Consider the following 21061-nt stretch of genomic DNA (forward strand, 5'->3'; position numbering starts at 1 on the left):
CCATGCCGTCCAAGCTGCCTTTCACCGTGAGCGTTTCGCCTAATTGGCGTTTCACCTGCTCACCGTTGTTGCCGGTAAAGATTAACCCTAAATCCGTTAAACCTTTCACCGAGTTGCTGATCGCTTCCGCCACCGCTCCGCCGCTTACCGCGCTGCTGTTGCCCGCGACGATCGTGCCCGAAGTGATGTTATCGACGCGATTGCCGCCCATATCCACGGTTTGACCGCCTGCCACCGTAAAGCCACCGCTTGCCACGGTTAGTCCGCCGTTCGCCGTCAACATCCCGCCGATGGTCGCCACCCCCGTTGTCGTCAACGTACTGAAGCTCGGGGTCTCGCTGGTCGCGATACTTATCGTTTTACCATTCTGAGTGATATTGATGTTGTTACCCGCATCAATCACTACCTCGTCGCCCATCTGTACGTTGGCACGTTGGTTACCCGATACCGCGCCCGCCGACGCACTGGTGTTCACGCTCCAACCTTGGTTGACTTTGTTTAACGCATCCGTCGCATTCGTCTTCGCTTCTGATGCTGTATTTGCAGCATTTGTCGCCTTCACACTTGCTGCATCAGCGGTATCTTTTGCGTTACTTGCTACTGCCACCGCTCTATCCGCTTTTGCATCTGCATTGTTTGCGGCATTGAGGGCTGTTGATGCGGTATTTGATGCACTTGTTGCCGTTGAATGAGCCCGAGTAGCGACATCACTTGCCGTATTCGCCGTACTGCTTGCGCTGTTTGCGGTAGACAATGCATTCCCTGCTGTCGCATTAACCGTTTCCAATTGTCCTTTATTCACTGCATCCGTGAGTTCACGCCCCGGGGCAACATTGGTTAGAATATTATTTCCCATATTCACCGATGTTGTTCCGGTCAAATCAACACTACCTCCGATAACGGACAGGCCTGCTTTTGCAGTTAATAAGCCTGCTGTAGACAATTGCCCACCAATTGTTGCCGCACCAGTTGTAATCAATGAATTAGTTTCGACTGTATCTGCCGTCACCTTGGTAAAACTTGGTGAATCATTTACTGCTATGCTAAAGGTGCTTCCGGCTTGTGTGAGATTAATATTTTTACCTGCATTTAATGTGACGGTTTCGCCCATCTCGATTTGTTCCAAACGGCTATCGACATTAATCGCACCACCTTCACTGCTGGTTCCTTGAATATTCCATCCCAAACTAATTTTTGCTAATGCACTGTCGGCTTTTGTATTTGCAGCTACTGCTGTAGTATTTGCCCTATCGGCGGCTTCCCCTGCCAAAATTGCTGCCGAATTTGCCGCTCTCGCCGTTTGATTTGCATCATTTGCAATAGACGTAGCTCGATCTGCTTTGCTATCCGCATTATTTGCCGCATCAAGTGCCGTTGTCGCAGTATTTGTCGCGCTATCTGCGGTTAATTTGGCTTGATTTGCCGTATCCCGCGCAGTATTGGCTGTAGCTTCTACCGAGTCCACTCTTCTGTCGGTGGTATTGAGCTGCCCTTTATTAACCGCATCCGTCGCATTAACCCCGGCCATAACTCCGGTAACAATATTATTTCCCATATTCACTGACGTTGTACCACTAAAATTCACGGCACCGGATGTCACCCGCACGCCATTGTTTGCCGTCAAGGCTCCGCCAATGGTCGCATCTGCGGTTGTCGTTAATGAGGTAAATGTTGGCGAGTCTACGGTTTTGATGGTGATCGTCTCACCTACTTGAGTAACATTGATATTCTGCCCTTCTGCAATTACAACGGTATCGCCCGGGTTGATCAGTGATTCATTTTGAGTATCGCTATTGGCTCTTAAAGTAAAACCGGAGCTATTAATCGCTGAAGCGACTGTATTTGATGTCACTAATCCGTCATTGCCAAGATTAGAGACAACTTTTCCGTTAATATTCGCCAATGATTTTGTAACCACGTCAAATTTAACCGTTGAGCTATTTTCACCGTCAGTAACGACTGCGGTAGTATAATTGCCGTCAGTAAAATTCACCTGTCCGTTATTATTGATACGGGAAACGGCATTGCCGTTATTTTGGATATTGAAACCGGTATTTGTCGCTACTTGATAGAGCTGACTACCATTGATCGCATCGGTGGAATCGGCAGAAATTCTCCCTGCCGCTACATGTTGAATTTGACGCTCCGCCCCCACTTTTCCGACGGAAACTGCACCGTTTGTCGAACTAGGTTGCCCTGCGAAATTTGCTGAGTTTGCGGATGAACCGTTATCTGCATTATAAGCATAATTTACGGCATTGCTGGTATTGACTGCGGATGTCGTCGAGTTTGCTCCTAATGCCACGGAATTGGCATGCGTCGCATTTGATTGGCGTCCAAGCGCAATAGCATCCGCCGCACTCACGTTTACGGCATAGCCGATACCGATGCTGTTAGCGCCGGAAACATTAGCTCTATATCCAATAAGGCTAGCATTCGCAGAATTATCTGCAATCTTACTCCAAGAAGCTAATAATGTTGCATTAGTCGAACTATTCCCAATAGTATTTGCGATCCCCATTCCGGTAGAATACGCCGAGTATACTTTTGTGGTATCACCAAGGGCTTGCGAATAGTTTCCCTGAGCAATCGAGCTACGCCCGATCGCAAAGGCGCCTTGACCGTTAGCCGATGAATTAGAACCTAATGCAATAACATAGTTTCCGCCTCTGGCATTCGCATTGGCGCCAATTGCCAACGCATAACTACTTGCAGCGCTTGCGTTATAACCAAGCGCTAAAGCTTCCAATCCACTGGCATTACTGAGATCTCCCACTGCAGTGGAGTTTGCTCCTGTACTTGCCGCCCCGCCTTTAACGGCATAGCCTATCGTAGAAGAATCATTTCCGCCTATCGCAACAGATGCCGCCAACACCTCACCACTCCCTACACCACCGAGAGAAAGTAGTGATACCATTGCCATCACATTTACTTTATTTATATTCTGGGATTTTGTTTTAGATTTTGATTTAGAAAGTTCAGACACCACAACAAAGCAACCTGTCGTAGCGTTCCAAATAACTTTATAGATTTTATTCATACATCATCCTTAATTTAAACTACCAAATATTAAAATTTACAAAACTAACCCACATTACACACAACTGTAATTATTGCTGGCATTATGCCAAATTTTTCAATCAAGGTAAAGATTTTAAATACCAAAAATTGATGTAAATTTACTCAGTTTGCAAATTTAGTAAAATTTTTTAATAATATCGCTCTACAGTTTTTTCACTCCATAACCTATAAGGAAACAAGCATGGTTACACTCCATACTAATTTCGGCGACATTAAAATCGCCTTAAATTTTGAAAAAGCGCCGATAACGGCAAAAAACTTTGAAACCTATTGTAAAGACGGCTTTTACAATAATACAATTTTTCACCGTGTGATTGACGGTTTTATGATTCAAGGCGGCGGAATGGAAGCCGGTTTGATCGAAAAACCGACCCGCGCACCGATTCAAAACGAAGCCAACAACCGTTTAAGCAATAAGCGTGGCACCATAGCTATGGCTCGTACTTCTGATCCGCATTCCGCTTCATCCCAATTTTTTATTAACGTGGCGGACAATACTTTTTTAGATTACCGTTCAAAAGAAATGCATGGTCGTGAAGTGGTACAAGAATGGGGCTATGCGGTCTTCGGCGAAGTGGTGGAAGGCATGGAGGTGGTTGATAAAATCAAAAGCGTGAAAACCGGTAATCAAGGCTTCCACCAAGATGTGCCGAAAGAAGATGTGATCATCACGTCTGTGACGGTTGACTAATTTTTATGACGACGGCTTGATGACAAGCGGTCGTTTTTTTTATCTATTTTACCAATTTACAAAGGGACTACCGATGAAATTTAAACTTTCTTTAACGGCATTAGCCGTTTCTTCTCTGTTCTCAATCCATTCGGTTGCAGCCGAGATCCAATTCCGTGTGATTGAAACATCAGATATTCACACTAACTTAGTCGATTTCGACTACTACAAAGATAAACAAGATGCAAAATACGGTTTAACCCGTTCTGCAACCTTAATCAAACAAGCGAAATCTGAAGTGCCGAACAGCATTTATGTGGACAATGGTGACTTAATCCAAGGTGCGCCAATCGGGGATTATGTGGCAAATAAAGGTCTAAAAGAGAAAGATGCTCACCCAAGTTATATCGCGCTTGAATATCTTGATGTGGTTGCCAGTGCATTGGGTAATCACGAATTTAATTATGGCTTAGATTTCTTAGATACGGCGCTGAAAAATACTAAAGTCCCCGTTTTAAGTGCAAACGTGCTAGATCCAAAAACCAATGAGCCAAAATATACGCCATACATTATTCAAGAACGTGAAATGAAAGATACCGAAGGCAAAACGCACAAAATTAAAGTCGGTATTATCGGTTTTGTCCCGCCGCAAATTTTAATTTGGGATAAAGCGAATTTAGACAGCAAAGTCGTTGTTGCCGATATTATTGAAACGGCTGAAAAGTATGTGCCGAAAATGAAAGCAGAAGGTGCGGATGTGATTATCGCCCTTAACCACAGTGGTTCTGGTTCTTTTGATAAACCTTATGAAAAAGGGCAAGAAAACACCACCGTGGCGCTCAGTAAAGTTAAAGGCATTGATGCGATTGCCTTTGGTCATGCTCATGGTCAGTTCCCGGGGAAAGATTTTGAAGGTAAAGAGGGCGTGGATATTGCCAAAGGCACAATCAACGGCACGCCTGCAACTATGCCGGGGCAATTTGGTAGCCACATTGGTGTGATCGATTTGACCTTAAGTGATAAATCAGGTCAATGGCGAGTCGTTGACGGCAAAGCCGAAATTCGTCCAATCTTTGACAGTAAAGAGAAAAAAGCTTTAGTGGAAAACGATCAAGGCTTGGTCGATTTAATGAAGCCTTATCATGATGCGACTCGTGAGTTTGTTGCACAACCAATCGGCAAATCGTCTGCGGATATGTATAGCTATCTCTCTTTAGTGCAAGATGATCCAACGGTACAAATTGTCAGCCTTGCGCAAAAAGATTATGTTGAAAATGTGATCAAAAACTTACCGGAACTCAAAGATCTTCCTGTGTTAAGCGCAGCGGCGCCGTTTAAATCAGGCGGTCGTAAAAATGATGCTACAGCGTTCGTTGAAGTGCCAAAAGGCGATTTAAGTTTCCGTAATGCTGCCGATCTTTATCTCTATCCAAATACGCTTGTGGCGGTGAAAGTGAATGGTGCAGAGTTAAAAGAGTGGTTAGAATGCTCTGCGGGAATGTTTAATCAAATCGATCCAAACAGTACCGAACCACAAGGCTTAATTAACTGGGACGGTTTCCGCACCTATAACTTTGATGTAATTGACGGTGTAAATTATCAAATTGATGTCACCAGCCCGGCTCGCTACGACTTAGATTGTAAATTAGTCAATGATAAAGGTGATCGCATCAAAGACTTGACCTTCCAAGGAAAACCGGTTGATCCAAAAGCAGAATTTATTATTGCGACGAATAACTACCGTGCTTACGGCGGCAAATTTGCAGGTACCGGCAATGAACACGTGGTGTACGCTTCACCTGATGAAAACCGCCAAGTGCTAGCGAACTACATTACCGCTCAAACGAAAGCAAATGGTCAAATCAATCCAAGTGCAGACAATAACTGGAAATTTGCGCCAATCAATGACAAAGTAAACGTATTCTTTGAAACGGCGAATAGCGATAAAGCAACAGCCTTTATCAAAGAAAAAGCGACCTTTATACATAAATTCTTAAAACAAGATGATGCCGGCTTTGCCGTATATCAAATTGATATGAGTAAATAGCCATAAAACCGCGGATAACCACGGTTTTGCAAATTTTTAGCGAAATCAGACCGCTTGTAAAAGCAAAATCCCCGAATCTCGACGATCCGGGGATTTTTTGTCTGACCGTTGTCGATTAGATAACACCTTGCTCCAACATTGCGGTTGCCACTTTTTTGAAGCCTGCAATGTTTGCACCGTTAACATAGTTGATGAAACCGTTTTCAGCGCCGTTTTCAACACAGTTTTCATGAATATTCGCCATGATGTTAAATAAACGTTGGTCAACTTCTTCACGGCTCCAAGATAGACGCATTGCATTTTGGCTCATCTCTAAACCTGAAGTTGCTACACCGCCCGCATTTGAGGCTTTACCCGGCGCGTAAAGGATTTTCGCCGAAATAAACACTTCAACCGCACCTAATGTAGAAGGCATATTCGCCCCTTCCGCCACACAGAAACAGCCGTTTTTCAATAACGTTTTTGCGTCTTCTTCATTTAATTCGTTTTGTGTTGCACATGGTAATGCGACATCACACGCCACGCCCCATGGCGTTTGACCTTCAAAGTATTGAATGCCTTGCTCTTTTGCGTACACAGATAAACGCTCACGACGCTCGTTTTTAAGTTCAAATAATGCGGCTAATTGTGCTTCGGTCATACCGCTGTCCGCAAATAAAACGTAGCCGTTAGAATCAGAAACGGTTAACACTTTACCGCCTTTTTGGATCACTTTTTCAGCCGCATATTGCGCTACGTTACCTGAACCTGAAATTACAACACGTTTGCCTTCGATAGATTGACCACGTGTATTTAACATAGATTCAGCAAAATAAACTGTGCCGTAACCTGTTGCTTCAGGACGAATTAAGCTACCGCCCCAAGTTAAGCTTTTACCCGTTAAGACAGAGGTAAATTCGTTACGTAATTTTTTGTATTGACCGAACATATAGCCGATTTCACGTCCGCCTACGCCGATATCACCTGCCGGTACGTCGGTATCTGCACCGATATGACGGAACAATTCGCTCATAAACGCTTGGCAGAAACGCATCACTTCCGCGTCGGATTTGCCTTTCGGATCGAAGTCTGAACCACCTTTACCGCCACCCATCGGCAATGTGGTTAACGCATTTTTGAATACTTGTTCAAAGGCTAAGAATTTTAATACGCCTAAATCCACAGTTGGGTGGAAGCGGATACCGCCTTTGTAAGGACCAATTGCTGAGTTCATTTGTACACGGTAGCCACGATTCACTTGTACTTGACCTTTATCATCAACCCAAGTGACACGGAACATAATTACACGCTCAGGCTCTACAATACGCTCTAACAAACCTTGTTGGGTATATTTAGGATTTTTCGCTAAGAATGGCGCAAGGCTGCCGAATACCTCTTCAACCGCTTGATGGAACGGCGCTTGGTTAGGGTCACGTTGTTTGATTTTTTGGAAAAGGGCGTTTAAATCGCTCATCTTTGGCTCCTGTATAAAAATGTTTAGAATTTAATATTTGCCTATTAGCAATAGGTGCGCAGTCTAGCAATCAAATTTTTATTTGAAAAGTAGAATTAGAAAAATTTATATCATAAATTAAAAAAAGTATGTTTAATTGCTTAAATTTTACTCTTATTTTACTAACTACCCCTCTTTTATTAAAAATTTTAGGGATATTTCCCTCTACAAGCGGTGATTTTTCGCTAATTTTTTGCAAATCGGGTAGAATGAACGCTCTTAATCATTAGAAAAACTAATTCAAGGCAATATATGAGTAATGTCGATCAACAAGAAATCGCAAAATTTGAAAAAATGGCTAAAAGTTGGTGGGATCCGCAAGGAGATTTCAAACCGATCCATCTATTAAATCCTTTGCGTCTTGCTTATATTGCCGAACAATCGAACGGATTATTCGGAAAAAGGGTATTAGATGTCGGCTGTGGCGGCGGAATTCTCAGCGAAAGTATGGCGAAAATGGGGGCAAACGTAACGGGCATTGATATGACAACCATGCCTCTTCATATCGCCAAACAACACGCTGAGCAAAACGGCTTAACGATTGACTATCAGCAAATTACGATTGAAGCGTTTCTCGCCGACCGACAAGCGCAAGATGCGGAAAAATTTGATGTCATTACCTGCATGGAAATGTTGGAACACGTGCCGGATCCGCTTTCGATCATCCAAAGCTGCAAAGCGTTATTAAAGCCAGACGGTCTCTTGTTCTTCTCCACGATCAACCGTACGTTAAAAGCCTATATGTTAGTGATTATCGGCGCAGAATACGTGCTGAAAATGCTTCCTAAAGGTACTCATGAATTTGAGAAATTTATTAAACCTGCTGAATTATTAAATTGGTGTGACCAAGCAAAACTCACCTGCAAAGAAATGGCGGGCTACCATTTTAACCCGCTAACAGAGAAATTTTGGCTGAATAAGGATGTGAGCTGTAACTATATTGCCGTGATGACGCAAAGCGATTAGTCTGTCCTGATATTTTGCAAATTTTGGCAAAAAAGTGACCGCTTGTATCCCATCATTCCACGGTTTCGACGACCACCGGCGCAAATTCCTCCTTTCGTAAGAAATTCTGTTCTCGAAAGTTAATCGGAAAATGGCAGGCAAATTCGTGTTGCCGAAATTTGCGTAGCGGTGGTTTCACCACACATTTTTTCTGCGCAAACGGGCAACGCGGTCCTAAACGGCAGCCAATCGGCATATCCTGTAACATCGGCACCGATCCTTTCAGGGTATTTAACCGTCCTTTAAACGGCAACGGTTTGGAGAAATCCGGCACGCTGTGCAACAGTACGGAAGTATAAGGATGATACGGCGTTTCCATAATCGTTTCCTTACTGGCAATTTCAACGGTTTGCCCGCAGTAAAGCACATTAAAAGAATCCACCCATTTATGAATACTCAACATATCATTGCTGACTAAAATAATTGATGTGCCGAGATTTTTATTCATACTGGACAGTAAGCGGTAAATTTGTAGTTGGGTTGTTGCTTCCATTGTATTGGTTGCTTCGTCCGCCACCAATAGTCTCGGTTGGTTCGCAACAGCCATGGCAATCATGACTTTTTGTGCTTCGCCTTCCGTGAGATCGCTCGGATAACTCTGCATAATGTCTTTATGATCTTTAATCCCGACTTTATGTAACAATTCAATCGCTTTTTTCTTCTTCCAACCGAATCGTTCCCACCATTTTCCTTTGTAACGAATAGTCTGGATAAGCTGTTTGCCAATCGGTTTACTTGGGTCCAAACAAGATAAAGGGTCTTGGAAGATCATTGAAATTTCGTCGCCAATCTGTTTACGACGCTGATGCGGGGAAAGTTTTAGCAGTTCAATATCCTTAAAACGAAAACGATCGGCGGTAATAATCCATTCATCTTTAACCAGCCCGCAAATCACCTTGGCAATCAAACTTTTACCCGAACCGGATTCTCCGACTAAGCCGCATACTTCCCCACTATCAAGGGTTAAGTTGATATCATCAACCATTTTAATCCGCCCTTGCGGAGTATCGATCTCAATACTGAGATGACGAATATCAAGTAATGCCATAGAAGTCCTTAGCGACGATATTTTTCTAATACACGCACAATACTATTGCCGAGCATGGTAATAATCAAAATGACAAAAATAATTGCCACACCGGGTAAAAAGACCGTCCAAGGAGCGATATAAATTAAATCCACGGAATCACGAATCATCGCGCCCCATTCCGGCGTCGGGCTTTTTGCACCTAATGCAATAAAACTTAATGCACTGATATCCAAAACCGCAATCACAAAAATATGTGATAACTCTTTTACCGCAATGACGGTAAGATTCGGCAAAATCACTTGGGCGATCAAATCACGCCGTCTTGCACCGTCTAATCGCAAGGTAACAACATATTCCCGTTTTAATTCTTGTTGCGTCGTTTGATAAATTTTATGAATAAAATGTGGCAACATCGCCAAGAAAATGGCTAACATCGCATTGGTTAAACTCGGTTCCATCAATGTTGCGATAATAATTGCAATCAACAAAATCGGAATAAATAAAAAAGTATCAAACAGGTGGCTTAAAATAAAAAACGAATTGCTTTTCTTCGTTCCTGCCAATATACCGATAACTCCGCCGATAACCGCAATTGCCAAGGTAATAATCAGCGCTCCGCCAACGGTATAATAAAAACCATAGAGAATTCGGCTAAAAATATCCCGCCCAAGATCATCTGTCCCGAAAAAGTGGTTGATCTGCCCGCGATCACTCCAAGACGGAGGTAATAATTCCAATCCGACGAATTGTCTATCCGCCGTATAAGGCGCAATCAAATACCCTACCGCCACTAAGCCGAGTAATGCGGCAAAAAGATAGAGGCTGATTAACGCCAATGCGTCTTTACGCAGTTCAATACCAAATTGCTTTAAATAAGCCGATTCGCGAAATTGTTCCGGATCTCTATTTAACATACCAATCTTTCTTCTGTGACGGATCTAATAATGTGGTGACTAAACTTGCCAGTAAATCCACCGCCAATACAAATAAACCGATTGCAACAATGCCGGCTGAAATTGCGTTGTAATCCTGTACGGCAAGGGCATTGATTATCCAACGTCCGACTCCGCCCCAACTCACTACATTTTCAATCAAAAGTGCAAAAGCAAAAATTAACGTTACGTTACGCGCAATCATCGGCACCAGCGTCGGTAAGGTATTTGACACAATATGCGAACACCAAATACGTAACGGTGACCAACCGCGTGTACGCGCAACCTTCACATAATTCTGTTGCAATACATATTCCGTACGTAGCTGAGTAATGCGCATGATTTCTAAGGTTGCCGGCACAGATAAAATCAGCGTCGGTAATGCCAAATGTTGTAAAGCACTCTGCATCATTTTCAGTTTGTAAGGCGAATCGGAAAGAAATATATCGAGAATTTTCACCCCGGTGAGTGTTTTAACTTCATAAATGGGGTGTAATTCCCCCATTGCGGCAATTTGCCAGTTATTGATTGAAGCATAAGCAGAAAGCATTATCGCCAACCAAAACACCGGTATGGCAAGGCTCAGAGAGCCTAAAAACGCCATCAGCTTGCCTAACAAGTTCTTGCGTTGAGTTGCGCCGAAAAAGCCCAGCGGAATCCCGATAATCAATGACAAAAACGATGCCGACAAACACAACGAAATCGTTGCGGGAAAAACATTCAATATCTGTGTTGCCAAAGGCTCTCCGGTACTGTAACTCATACCGAAATCCCCCTGCAACAAACCGCCTACATAACCAAGATAACCATGAAAACCCTCTGCAGCTAAAAAACTGTTGATCGGATCACGCAAAAAAATGTGATAGCTGATAAACGATAAAATGATCAACGTCAACAAGGTTAAAAACAGCTTGCGGATTAAAGCAACTAACATGGTTTATTCACCTCTATTCAAACTTGATGACGGAAAGTTTCACTTGACCGAAAGGGCTGATACTCACCCCTTCAATATCATTTTTCACCACTAACAAGCGGTTTACATTCACCAATGGCAAAATCGGCAATTGTTGTTCCAGCAGTTGTTGCGCCTGTTTATATAACAACATTCGAACCTCCTTATCCTCACTGGCACGGGCGGAACGCAGAAGATAATCAAATTCCTCACTACACCAATTCGCCAAATTTGTCACCGAACTCAATGATTGACAACCAAGTATGGGAGCCAAAAAACTGTCCGGGTCAAAATTATTCGCAAGCCAACCGCTTAAAATCAGATCGTAATCCGCTTCACCTTTTTCTAGCTGTTGTGTCAGATAGGCACGGCTGACTTGACGGACCGTGAGATCAATGCCGACTTTAGCCAAGTCAGCCCGAATGAGTTCCGCCATTTTGAGCGGATGTTGATTATAGATTCGTTTTTCATCAATTACCCAAAGGATCAAGCGGTCTCTTTCAGCCGATTTTTTACCATTTTCCACACTTGGCATATAAAGATAACTGTACGGATTTTTTTCAGGGAACAGCGCTTTCGGCAACACATTTTCGGCGACTTCCGCCACACCGTAAAACAGCACGTTAGCCAAACGTTCACGATCGATTGCCTCTGCAATTCGGTGGCGTAACTCAAGACTATGCATTTGCGAGCGCTGAACATTAAATGCGAGATAAGCTAAATTTGCACCGGCACTTTCAACTAAATAACCTTCTTCCGGTTTCAAAATAGAAATTTGGCTTGGCTCAGGGAATGCGGAAATGTCACATTCACCATTTAAGAATTTTGCCATACGGCCGGTACCGGTCGTTGATAAATCGACGATCATATTGGTGATTTCGGCTTTTTTCCCCCAATACCCCGAATGCGGACGCAGCCGAACGTGATCGTTTTGCACATAGCTTTCAAGTTGATAAACACCGGTACCGACAGGTAAAATATCCAGCTGAACCAAATTTTCATCCGCATTGAGCTGTAGCGCATACTCTTTGGATAAAATTACCGCATATTGACTGGCTAAGTGCGCCAATAAAGACGCATCAGGCTCGGTGAGCTTAATTTTCACCACATAATTGGACGGCGCACTTACCGATTCAATTTTATTCTTCAAATCAATACTTTCAAAATAGGGAAAATGAGTGCGATTGGCGATTTCTCGATAAATTTCATTTTGACGATAGTGATGCGGATTATTTTGCGGCTGATTTAGTGCCGGTAAATCAACACTTTTCCCCATCACCCGATTTAAAGAAAAAACCACATCCTCCGAATTAAATTTACGGGTTGGCGTAAACCAATTCGTTTGTTGAAAAGCCACATTTTTACGCAGATGCAAAGTAATTGTCAGCCCGTCGTCACTGATTTCAAAGCGCTCGGCCAACGACGGTTTTAAGCTATTCGTTACCGGATCGAATTCAATCAATTTATCGTAAATCTGCTCGGTCACCACATTCATATTGGTGCCGACATCCGCCCGCTGCGGATTAAATGAAAAACCGGAGGCGTTTGAGCAGTAAACCAGACTGTCTTCAAGCAAAGCCTGTGGGATCTTAGGCGCGCTGTAAGCGGTCTGATGAAACCCTAAAATTGCAAAAAAACTCACCAAACCGACCGCTTGTCGTACTCTTTTCATTATTTACTGATTCCATAAAACCGTAGTTTGTTTGCCACGGCGGTGTGTGACAGCCCCAAACGTTGTGCCAGTTTGCGGGTACTTGGATATTCCGTATAAAATTTGCGTAACAATGAAGCCTCAAAACGATTAACCAATTCTTCAAGGGAAGACGAATCCGCGTCTGTCGGAGTCATCTCGACAGGCAATGCTTGCGGTAAATGCAGATCCTCCACGCTCAGAGAATGGTTCGACATTAACGAACAGGCGCGATAAATAACATTATACAATTCCCGTAAATTACCCGGCCAATGATAAGTTTGCAGCGCGTTAATCACTGCCTCATCGTATTGTGGCGGATTGATCGCTAATTGCTGACTTACTTGGCGAAGGAATTGCTCGGCTAAGATCGGTAAATCGGCTTGTCTTTCGCAAAGTCTCGGTAAATCTAATGTTAATACATTCAAGCGGTGAAACAGATCTTCACGCACTTTGCCTTCTGCAACCAACGTTGCTAACGGTTTTTGCGACGTACAAATGACACGAACATCCACATGAATTTCATTATCTTCCCCTACGCGGCGGAAAGAACCGTCATTCAAAAAACGTAACAACTTCGCCTGCATTTCCAATGATAATTCCGCCACCGAATCCAGCAACACCGTACCGCCATTTGCATATTCAAAAAAGCCGACGCTTTCCTGCCCGTTTCTGCGGTGACCGAACATTTCGCTTTCCGCTTCTTGAGGCGGTAAGCCGGCACAGTTTACCGCAATAAATTTTTGATCACGACGAAAACTGAACTGGTGGCAGGCTTTTGCCAAAAAATCTTTACCGGTACCGGTTTCCCCTTGAATCAGAAGCGGTGCATCTAACATCGCAAATTTTTTCGCTTGTTCAATCACCGCCTTCATTTTAGGACTTTTCGCTACAACATGATCAAAATCGCTATATTGATTTGCCATAAACTGACGTAAATCAATCTGCATACTTTGTTGAGATTGTAACGCAACCATATAACCAAGTAAGCGATTCTGCTCTGCTTCCCATAATTCAATCGGAAACAGATCCATTCGCCAAACTTGATGATTAAATTGGATAGGATGAGAAACAGGCTGTAAGGTGTTGTTTTGAACCCTCGAACCTTGTTGTAAAAAAGCGGAATACCACTTAGTACGGTTTAAATTCAACATTATCTCATTTAATGCGATACCAGTAAGCCTTGCGTTCGGTTGTTGCTTTTTCGGAAGCATTTGTCGGTAAACCGGTAATAAAAGTTTACATGCTTGGGCGTTGGCAAATTCAATGTGCCCCTTCAGATCTAAAGATAACACCGGATTAGGTAAAGCTTCCAACAATGCCCGCAGTTCAATATTTTTACGTTCTTGCGGCAAATGATGGATAGAAGAAACTCGAATAACGCCGGCTATTTTTTCAATTTGCTGAATAAATTGCTTCTGTTGCTCCGCGCTAATTGTTTCGGTACGTAAATAAATTTGTCCTTTTCCGGCGTGTTTGTTGAGTTCGATTCCTTCAAGATTCACCTTTTGCGTAGCAAGTAAGCTCAGAATTTCTTGAGCTACGCCGATACGTTCAATACATTCAATGGCTAACCGCATGATTCTCCCCTTTTTGCAAAAAATTGCTTAAAACAGACCGCTTGTAGGTTTGTAATCATACCCTTTAAAGAAAGACTTGGAAACTTTTGTTTACATTTAACGGTGTAGAAAAAAGCCTAGAGTATACTCTAGGCATTGGATAGATTAAACGATGATCATCGCTTGCTATAGAAATAGGATATTAAGAAATTGTAGTTCCTTCAGCCGTACCGGTAACAACTTGTTTGAGTGCTCCGGGTTTACCCATATTGAATACGCGGATAGGCATTCCATGATCTCGAGCTAAAGTGAATGCAGCTAAATCCATCACTTGTAATTCTCTCTCAATAACATCCGCATAAGTCAAAGCTTGATAAAGTTTTGCATCCGGATTTTTTGCCGGATCTTTATCGTAAACACCGTCAACTTTAGTGGCTTTTAACACGACATCCGCTTCAATTTCAATTCCGCGTAAGCATGCCGCCGAATCGGTGGTAAAGAATGGGCTTCCTGTACCAGCAGAGAAAATTACAACACGTTTTTCACGCAGCATTTTAATTGCTTCAGACCAGTTGTAAGTATCACAAATACCGTTTAATTGGAAAGCAGACATTAATTTCGCATTAACATCCGCACGGTGTAATGCATCACGCATAGCTAAACCGTTCATTACCGTAGCAAGCATCCCCATATGGTCACCAACTACACGGTTCATTCCCGCTTTTGCTAATTTCGCACCTCGGAATAGGTTGCCGCCGCCAAGAACAACACCGACTTCAACACCCATTTCCAACAGCTCTTTGATTTCAATTGCCATTCTATCTAAAATAGAAGGGTCGATACCAAAGCCCTCGTCACCTTGTAATGCCTCACCACTTAACTTTAACAAAATACGTTTATAAATAGGATTGCTCATTCTTAACCTCTTTGTGTAACGGTTTCTAGGGGAAAAATCACTATATTATAAAATATCTTTCCTTTATCGGAAAGCAAAAGGCACATAGAATTTTTTCTTTAATTTCGGTAAAATCGCCGACCGTTCTATCTTCGGATATTCTATTATATGAAAATTTCTCAGCTTTTTGCCGCATTCATTAGTTTCGGATTAGTCTTTTTAGCCTGTTATTTGATGTTGATGGGTTCTGGTTTTTTTTCCAGCCCAGAAATAACAAATGTACTGCTATTAGCACTTTTTATTGTGTTTCTTAACGCATCTCAAAAAGCATTTTATTTTATTGTATTACCACTAGTTTTCTTATATGGCTTATATACACCGGTCGGATTAACTTTCGGTCCCCCGTCATACCAATATATTGCGTCGGTTTTCGCCACCGATATACAAGAAAGCAAAGAGTTTTTTAGCCAGCTACCCGTAAAGAACTATGTAGCTTGTTTAACTATCTTTTTGTCGATTATATTGTTTCGAATTATCAGCCAAAAATTTGAGATTCACTTTTATAAAAATAAAACATTTCTAGCTGCCAGCTTTTTGTTGGTGCTATTCTCTACTCCACCGTTTAAATTCTTGCATGAAGGCTATACATCGACAATAAAAGTCAAAAACGAATTAGAACGTTTAAATAATTTCACGATTGAAAGCCAGTGGGGAAAATCTACTCTCACCTCAAACTCTCGCTATGACGATTATGTGTTAATCATCGGCGAAAGCGCACGCAAAGATTATCATCACGCTTACGGTTATCCGATAGAAAACACTCCTTTTATGAGTAATGCTAAAGGCACACTCATTAATGGGATGACTGCCGGAGGAACCAATACAATCGCCTCATTAAAACTCATGTTGACCAAACCGAATACAGAACTGTGGGAAGGCGAATATGGTTTAACGTTAGTAGATTTAGTGAAATCTGCCGGTATTAAAACTTATTGGTTATCCAATCATGGTTATTTAGGTACTTATGACACACCAATTTCTTCGATTGCCAACAAAAGTGATGAGAAACTATTTCTAAAGGCAGGAGATTCGTTCAATCAAAATACCAGTGACTTTGAACTACTCCCTAAATTCGATGCGTTAATCAATCAACCTTTCCAAGGTAAGCGCTTTATCGTGATTCATTTATACGGCTCACACCCGATTAGTTGTGATCGTTTAACGGACTACCACACCATTTTTGATCAACAAAAAATTGAAAATAAATATTTCAATGTAAATTGCTATATTTCATCCATCAAAAAGACCGATGAAGTAATACAAAAAATTCATCAAAGTTTGCAACAAAATCAGCAACAACATCAACGCTCTTTTTCTATGATTTACTTTTCCGATCATGGCTTATCACATCAAATCAGTGAAGATAACATTGTCATTCATAACAGTAGCGGTAAAAGTAAACTACATTTTGATATTCCGTTATTCAAAACTTCCAGCGATGAGACAGAAAGAAAAGAATACAATGCATTCAAATCCGGATTAAATTTTACCGATGGTATTGCAAACTGGATAGGTATCTCTAATCCTTTGCTAAATACCGAAATCGATTTATTCAGTAACCAATCTGATAAAAATGACTACGGTTTGAAAGAAATGATTGAAAAATTTGAAGGAGAGATAGATCCTGCAGTCGTTATCCCGCACGCTTTTTAAGTATCCATATACGTTCTCCTTTTAATGTTCTTAAAAGGAGAAACTCAATAAGAAAGGATGTTTCAATCTATTTTGCAGCCTTGGCACATTCAGCTAAAACCGGTTTTAAAAGCGCTTGCAACTCTGGCGAAATATGGCCGCGCAATAAGTTTGCCAATTCAGTGGCAGGAATAACCTCAAGAGTATTGTTTGCACCACAATCACAATATTTTTGAATTTTCGGAGTGAGTGAGGCCCGTTGTGCTTCAGGTAATGATTCTAACGCACTTCTAAGACAATTTTGCTGGAAGCTCTTAATATATTCCTGCTTACCTACGATAGATAACTGCCCCAAATTTTCAACTTGATCGTTTGTTGCGGATTGCTGTGGAGATGTTGAAACTTGTTCGGAAGGCTTATCACAAGCAGCAAGCAAAAATGCCATAAGAGCAAACAAACCATAATAAAACTGTTTTTTCATATTCATTCTCGTTCAGATAGCAAAAAAGCGAGCTTGAAGCTCGCTTTTTAGTGAAACTTAAAGATTAAGCGTTACTGCCGGTGATTTTAGCAACTTCCGCTGCGAAATCTTCTTCAACTTTCTCAATACCTTCACCTACTTCTAAGCGAGCGAAGCCAACAACGTCTGCACCTTGAGATTTTAAGAATTCACCTACAGAAACAGATGGATCCATAACGAAAGGTTGACCGGTTAATGACACTTCACCGGTGAATTTAGCCATACGACCTTCAACCATTTTCTCTGCAATAGCTTGCGGTTTGCCTGATTCCATTGCGATAGCAATTTGGATATCACGTTCTTTGGCAACCACATCAGCAGGAACATCTTCAGGTTTAACGAAATCCGGACGGCTTGCTGCAACATGCATTGCTACTTTCTTGAATAAGTCCTCGTCACCGTTTACGCCCGCAACTAATACACCGATTTTCGCACCGTGTAAGTAGAATGCATTCGCGCCTTCAACATATTTCACACGACGGATGTTCATGTTTTCGCCGATTTTTGCAACCAATGCCGCACGTTTCTCTTCAAATTGAGCTTGTAACGCTTCGATAGATGTGCCTTTATTTGCTACTGCATAATCTGCAACTTCGTTCGCCAATTCTAAGAAGCCGGCATCTTTTGCCACAAAGTCGGTTTCACAGTTCATTTCAACTAATACGCCGAAACCTGCGCCTAGGCGAGCAAGAATCACACCTTCTGCGGCTACACGACCTGCTTTTTTAGCCGCTTTTGCCTGACCGGATTTACGCATATTATCGATTGCTAATTCGATATCACCATTTGCTTCTACTAACGCTTTTTTACATTCCATCATACCTGCGCCAGTACGCTCACGTAGCTCTTTTACGAGTGCTGCTGTAATTTCAGCCATTTTAAATTCCTCTTGATAGTATAGATAAAGAAAAGCAGGGGATATTTGCCCCTGCTTCACATTATGAATGTTTTAAGGGCTTTTTGCCTTAAGACGATTATTCAGCCGAATCTTCTGCCGCAACGACAGTTTCTTGACCGCGACCTTCTTTGATAGCTGCAACTGCTGCATCTACATAAAGTTGGATCGCACGAGCTGCGTCATCGTTACCCGGGATAACGAAGTTTACGCCGTCCGGGCTTGCGTTAGTATCAACGATAGCAAATACCGGAATACCTAAGTTGTTTGCTTCTTTGATGGCGATATGTTCATAGTCCGCACCGATAACAAAAATTGCATCAGGAAGACCTGCCATTTCTTTAATACCGCCTAAGCTTAATTCAAGTTTAGCCATATCACGGGTACGGTCTAAAGCTTCTTTCTTCGTTAATTTGTCGAAAGTACCGTCTTGTGATTGCGCTTCTAACTCTTTTAAGCGTTTGATTGATTGACGAACTGTTTTCCAGTTAGTCAACATACCACCTAACCAACGGTGGTTTACGTAGAACTGTTGGCTATCTACTGCCGCTGCTTTCACCGCATCTGCTGCTGCACGTTTGGTTCCCACGAAAAGAATTTTGCCGTTATTGCTTGCGATACGGGTTAATTCCGCTAACGCATCGTTGAATAATGGTAAGGTTTTCTCTAAGTTGATGATGTGAACACCGTTACGCGCACCGAAAATGAATGGTTTCATTTTTGGGTTCCAGTAACGAGTTTGGTGACCGAAGTGAACGCCTGCGTTAAGCATATCGCGCATAGAAACTTGTGCCATAAGAATTTTCCTTTATGTGTTGCTCCCAAATTAACGGGAAGGGTTTTGCCTCCACATATCCTAAGCCATCGACCATTTTTCAACAGCACCCCGATGTTTAGTGTGCAATATGTGTGTGATTTTGGGTTAATATAAAAAATAAACGTTTTTTGTTTGCTTGAGTTTTCAAGCACAAAAAACGGGCGGATTTTACAGGAATTTCAGGTTAAAGGCTAGTTTTTTTGCATACAAGCGGTCTGTTTTCTACTGTTTTTTGCAAATTTAAAATCAGGGCGTCCAACATAGACGCCCTTACGCTTAATAACCTACGAAAAATATTATTTCTTCTTAGTCGGACGTTGCCAGCCTTGGATGTGGCGTTGTGGAACACGGGTAATCACAAGTTCATTTTCTGCAACATCTTTGGTAATGGTTGAACCGGCGCCGATCGTAGCACCACTTGCCACCGTCACCGGCGCGACCAATTGCGTATCGGAACCGACAAAGACGTTATCGCCGATAATGGTTTTGAATTTATTCGCTCCATCGTAGTTACAGGTAATGGTACCTGCGCCGATATTCACGTTTGAACCGATTTCAGTGTCACCGATATAGGTTAAATGACCCACTTTAGAGCCTTCACCAATTGTTGATTTTTTGATTTCGACGAAATTGCCGACATGAGCTTTAGCGGCAAGCTCCGTACCAGGACGTAAGCGGGCGAACGGCCCTACATCCGCACTTTCACCAATGACGCTATCTTCAAGAACAGAGTAAGGTTTAATTTCAACATTATCACCAAGTACGACATTTTTCAGTATAGCACCTGCGCCAATTTTAACGTTGTTACCAAGTTCGACTTCACCTTCTAAAATCACGTTCACATCAATCACGACATCTTTACCGTGCGTCACGGTGCCGCGAATATCAAAACGGGTCGGATCGATAATCGTCACGCCGGCAAGCATCAATTTTTCCGCCTGTGTTTTTTGATAATAGCGCTCTAATGCCGCCAGTTGAAGGCGATTATTCGCCCCTTCGACTTCCATTAAATCGCTTGCTTGAACGGCTTCGACTTTAAATCCGTCACGGTTTGCCATCGCAATCACATCGGTGATGTAGTATTCGCCTTGGGCATTATTGTTATCCAATTGTGCCAACCATTTTTTAAAGCTTGCACCGCTTGCCACCATTACACCGGTGTTGATCTCTCGGATATGAAGCTGTTCCGGATTCGCGTCTTTTTGCTCGACAATCGCCACCACCGAGCCGTTTTCACGCACAATACGACCATAGCCGGTCGGGTTATCCAACACGACCGTAAGCAAACCGATACCATTCTCCGGTTTCGCTGCAATTAATTTCTCCAAGGTGTCTTTGGTAATTAACGGTGCGTCGCCGTAAAGCATTAAAATATTTTCATCATCCGCAAAAAACGGTGCCGCTTGCTGCATGGCGTGTCCGGTACCAAGCTGCTCCGCTTGTAATACCCAATTTACCGGCTCATTGGCAAGGCGTTGTTGCAACAGATCACCGCCGTGACCGTAAATAAGATGAATTTGTTTCGCGTCCAATTGTTTTGCCGTATCAATTACATGCTTCACCATCGGTTTGCCTGCAATCGGATGCAATACTTTCGGTAAATCCGAGTACATACGGGTACCTTTACCCGCGGCTAAAATTACCACACTGAGCTGAGTCATAAATAACCTTATTGATTTAAAAAGAAAATAACGGGGTGCATTTTACGTTAAAAAAGAATGCAACGTATAGACCATAAGTTGTAAAAAAAATTTAATTGAGTAAATATCACTTGACTAAGCAAC

Annotated in this window: 16 protein-coding genes; 4 read left to right on the plus strand and 12 right to left on the minus strand. The window is 42.4% G+C overall.

Translation table 11 applies throughout. The annotated features are described in order from the left end of the window. On the minus strand, positions 1–3040 hold a 3040-nt coding region (locus ACEYJ7_RS07740; RefSeq protein WP_373778502.1), incomplete at its 3' end, for an ESPR-type extended signal peptide-containing protein. A gap of 222 nt (positions 3041–3262) precedes the next feature. Here ACEYJ7_RS07740 and ACEYJ7_RS07745 point away from each other — a divergent pair. After that, a complete protein-coding gene (locus tag ACEYJ7_RS07745) occupies positions 3263–3772 on the plus strand; it encodes a peptidylprolyl isomerase (protein ID WP_373778503.1) in 510 nt (169 codons plus the stop codon). A 73-nt stretch (positions 3773–3845) separates the two neighbouring features. Further along, complete coding sequence (locus ACEYJ7_RS07750) at positions 3846–5798, plus strand: bifunctional 2',3'-cyclic-nucleotide 2'-phosphodiesterase/3'-nucleotidase (protein WP_373778504.1); 1953 nt, start codon at positions 3846–3848, stop codon at positions 5796–5798. A gap of 115 nt (positions 5799–5913) precedes the next feature. Here ACEYJ7_RS07750 and gdhA read toward each other — a convergent pair whose 3' ends face one another. Further along, positions 5914–7251, minus strand: coding sequence for an NADP-specific glutamate dehydrogenase (gdhA, locus tag ACEYJ7_RS07755; protein WP_373778505.1), 1338 nt, complete (start codon positions 7249–7251; stop codon positions 5914–5916). 291 nt (positions 7252–7542) lie between these two features. On the opposite strand from gdhA, the gene ubiG reads away from it, so the two are divergent. After that, positions 7543–8256, plus strand: coding sequence for a bifunctional 2-polyprenyl-6-hydroxyphenol methylase/3-demethylubiquinol 3-O-methyltransferase UbiG (ubiG, locus tag ACEYJ7_RS07760; RefSeq protein ID WP_373778506.1), 714 nt, complete (start codon positions 7543–7545; stop codon positions 8254–8256). 52 nt (positions 8257–8308) lie between these two features. On the opposite strand, the gene ACEYJ7_RS07765 is transcribed toward ubiG, so the two are convergent. From ACEYJ7_RS07765 to pyrH, 6 genes are all read right to left on the minus strand, one after another. Then, complete coding sequence (locus ACEYJ7_RS07765) at positions 8309–9343, minus strand: oligopeptide/dipeptide ABC transporter ATP-binding protein (RefSeq protein WP_373778507.1); 1035 nt, start codon at positions 9341–9343, stop codon at positions 8309–8311. A gap of 8 nt (positions 9344–9351) precedes the next feature. Beyond that, the gene (locus tag ACEYJ7_RS07770; RefSeq protein WP_373778508.1) at positions 9352–10239 is read right to left on the minus strand and encodes an ABC transporter permease subunit; all 888 of its coding nucleotides are present in this window, start codon (positions 10237–10239) and stop codon (positions 9352–9354) included. Then, entirely contained in the window at positions 10229–11191 is a 963-nt protein-coding gene (locus ACEYJ7_RS07775) for an ABC transporter permease (protein WP_373778509.1), read from the minus strand. Before ACEYJ7_RS07775 ends, ACEYJ7_RS07770 begins: the two co-directional genes overlap by 11 nt. A 13-nt stretch (positions 11192–11204) precedes the next feature. Next, positions 11205–12881 (minus strand): ABC transporter substrate-binding protein, encoded by a 1677-nt coding sequence (locus ACEYJ7_RS07780; protein ID WP_373778510.1) that lies wholly within the window; start codon positions 12879–12881, stop codon positions 11205–11207. Further along, complete coding sequence (locus ACEYJ7_RS07785; RefSeq protein WP_373778517.1) at positions 12881–13825, minus strand: sigma 54-interacting transcriptional regulator; 945 nt, start codon at positions 13823–13825, stop codon at positions 12881–12883. Before ACEYJ7_RS07785 ends, ACEYJ7_RS07780 begins: the two co-directional genes overlap by 1 nt. An 835-nt stretch (positions 13826–14660) precedes the next feature. Beyond that, positions 14661–15374 (minus strand): UMP kinase, encoded by a 714-nt coding sequence (pyrH, locus tag ACEYJ7_RS07790; protein WP_373778511.1) that lies wholly within the window; start codon positions 15372–15374, stop codon positions 14661–14663. A 147-nt stretch (positions 15375–15521) separates the two neighbouring features. On the opposite strand from pyrH, the gene ACEYJ7_RS07795 reads away from it, so the two are divergent. Continuing rightward, a complete protein-coding gene (locus tag ACEYJ7_RS07795) occupies positions 15522–17066 on the plus strand; it encodes a phosphoethanolamine transferase (protein ID WP_373778512.1) in 1545 nt (514 codons plus the stop codon). A gap of 67 nt (positions 17067–17133) precedes the next feature. Here ACEYJ7_RS07795 and trbK read toward each other — a convergent pair whose 3' ends face one another. The 4 genes from trbK to glmU all read right to left on the minus strand — a co-directional run bounded on the left by trbK (position 17134) and on the right by glmU (position 20938). After that, entirely contained in the window at positions 17134–17526 is a 393-nt protein-coding gene (gene trbK / locus ACEYJ7_RS07800; RefSeq protein WP_373778513.1) for an entry exclusion lipoprotein TrbK, read from the minus strand. A gap of 64 nt (positions 17527–17590) precedes the next feature. Beyond that, complete coding sequence (gene tsf / locus ACEYJ7_RS07805) at positions 17591–18442, minus strand: translation elongation factor Ts (protein WP_373778514.1); 852 nt, start codon at positions 18440–18442, stop codon at positions 17591–17593. 97 nt (positions 18443–18539) lie between these two features. Then, positions 18540–19256, minus strand: coding sequence for a 30S ribosomal protein S2 (gene rpsB / locus ACEYJ7_RS07810; RefSeq protein WP_373778515.1), 717 nt, complete (start codon positions 19254–19256; stop codon positions 18540–18542). A gap of 317 nt (positions 19257–19573) precedes the next feature. Then, the gene (gene glmU / locus ACEYJ7_RS07815; RefSeq protein ID WP_373778516.1) at positions 19574–20938 is read right to left on the minus strand and encodes a bifunctional UDP-N-acetylglucosamine diphosphorylase/glucosamine-1-phosphate N-acetyltransferase GlmU; all 1365 of its coding nucleotides are present in this window, start codon (positions 20936–20938) and stop codon (positions 19574–19576) included. Positions 20939–21061 lie beyond the last annotated feature (123 nt).

Origin of the sequence: Glaesserella sp. (assembly GCF_041814905.1) — a bacterium.
In the GTDB taxonomy this organism is placed as follows: Bacteria; Pseudomonadota; Gammaproteobacteria; order Enterobacterales; family Pasteurellaceae; genus Glaesserella.

Coding starts and splice junctions, on each gene's coding strand:
- ACEYJ7_RS07765 (WP_373778507.1), bottom strand. CDS start 9,343: ATGGCATTACTTGATATTCGTCATCTCAGTATTGAGATCGATACTCCG.
- trbK (WP_373778513.1), bottom strand. CDS start 17,526: ATGAAAAAACAGTTTTATTATGGTTTGTTTGCTCTTATGGCATTTTTG.
- rpsB (WP_373778515.1), bottom strand. CDS start 19,256: ATGGCACAAGTTTCTATGCGCGATATGCTTAACGCAGGCGTTCACTTC.
- pyrH (WP_373778511.1), bottom strand. CDS start 15,374: ATGAGCAATCCTATTTATAAACGTATTTTGTTAAAGTTAAGTGGTGAG.
- ACEYJ7_RS07795 (WP_373778512.1), top strand. CDS start 15,522: ATGAAAATTTCTCAGCTTTTTGCCGCATTCATTAGTTTCGGATTAGTC.
- ACEYJ7_RS07780 (WP_373778510.1), bottom strand. CDS start 12,881: ATGAAAAGAGTACGACAAGCGGTCGGTTTGGTGAGTTTTTTTGCAATT.
- glmU (WP_373778516.1), bottom strand. CDS start 20,938: ATGACTCAGCTCAGTGTGGTAATTTTAGCCGCGGGTAAAGGTACCCGT.
- ACEYJ7_RS07770 (WP_373778508.1), bottom strand. CDS start 10,239: ATGTTAAATAGAGATCCGGAACAATTTCGCGAATCGGCTTATTTAAAG.
- ACEYJ7_RS07785 (WP_373778517.1), bottom strand. CDS start 13,825: ATGGCAAATCAATATAGCGATTTTGATCATGTTGTAGCGAAAAGTCCT.
- ACEYJ7_RS07775 (WP_373778509.1), bottom strand. CDS start 11,191: ATGTTAGTTGCTTTAATCCGCAAGCTGTTTTTAACCTTGTTGACGTTG.
- ACEYJ7_RS07750 (WP_373778504.1), top strand. CDS start 3,846: ATGAAATTTAAACTTTCTTTAACGGCATTAGCCGTTTCTTCTCTGTTC.
- tsf (WP_373778514.1), bottom strand. CDS start 18,442: ATGGCTGAAATTACAGCAGCACTCGTAAAAGAGCTACGTGAGCGTACT.
- ubiG (WP_373778506.1), top strand. CDS start 7,543: ATGAGTAATGTCGATCAACAAGAAATCGCAAAATTTGAAAAAATGGCT.
- ACEYJ7_RS07745 (WP_373778503.1), top strand. CDS start 3,263: ATGGTTACACTCCATACTAATTTCGGCGACATTAAAATCGCCTTAAAT.
- gdhA (WP_373778505.1), bottom strand. CDS start 7,251: ATGAGCGATTTAAACGCCCTTTTCCAAAAAATCAAACAACGTGACCCT.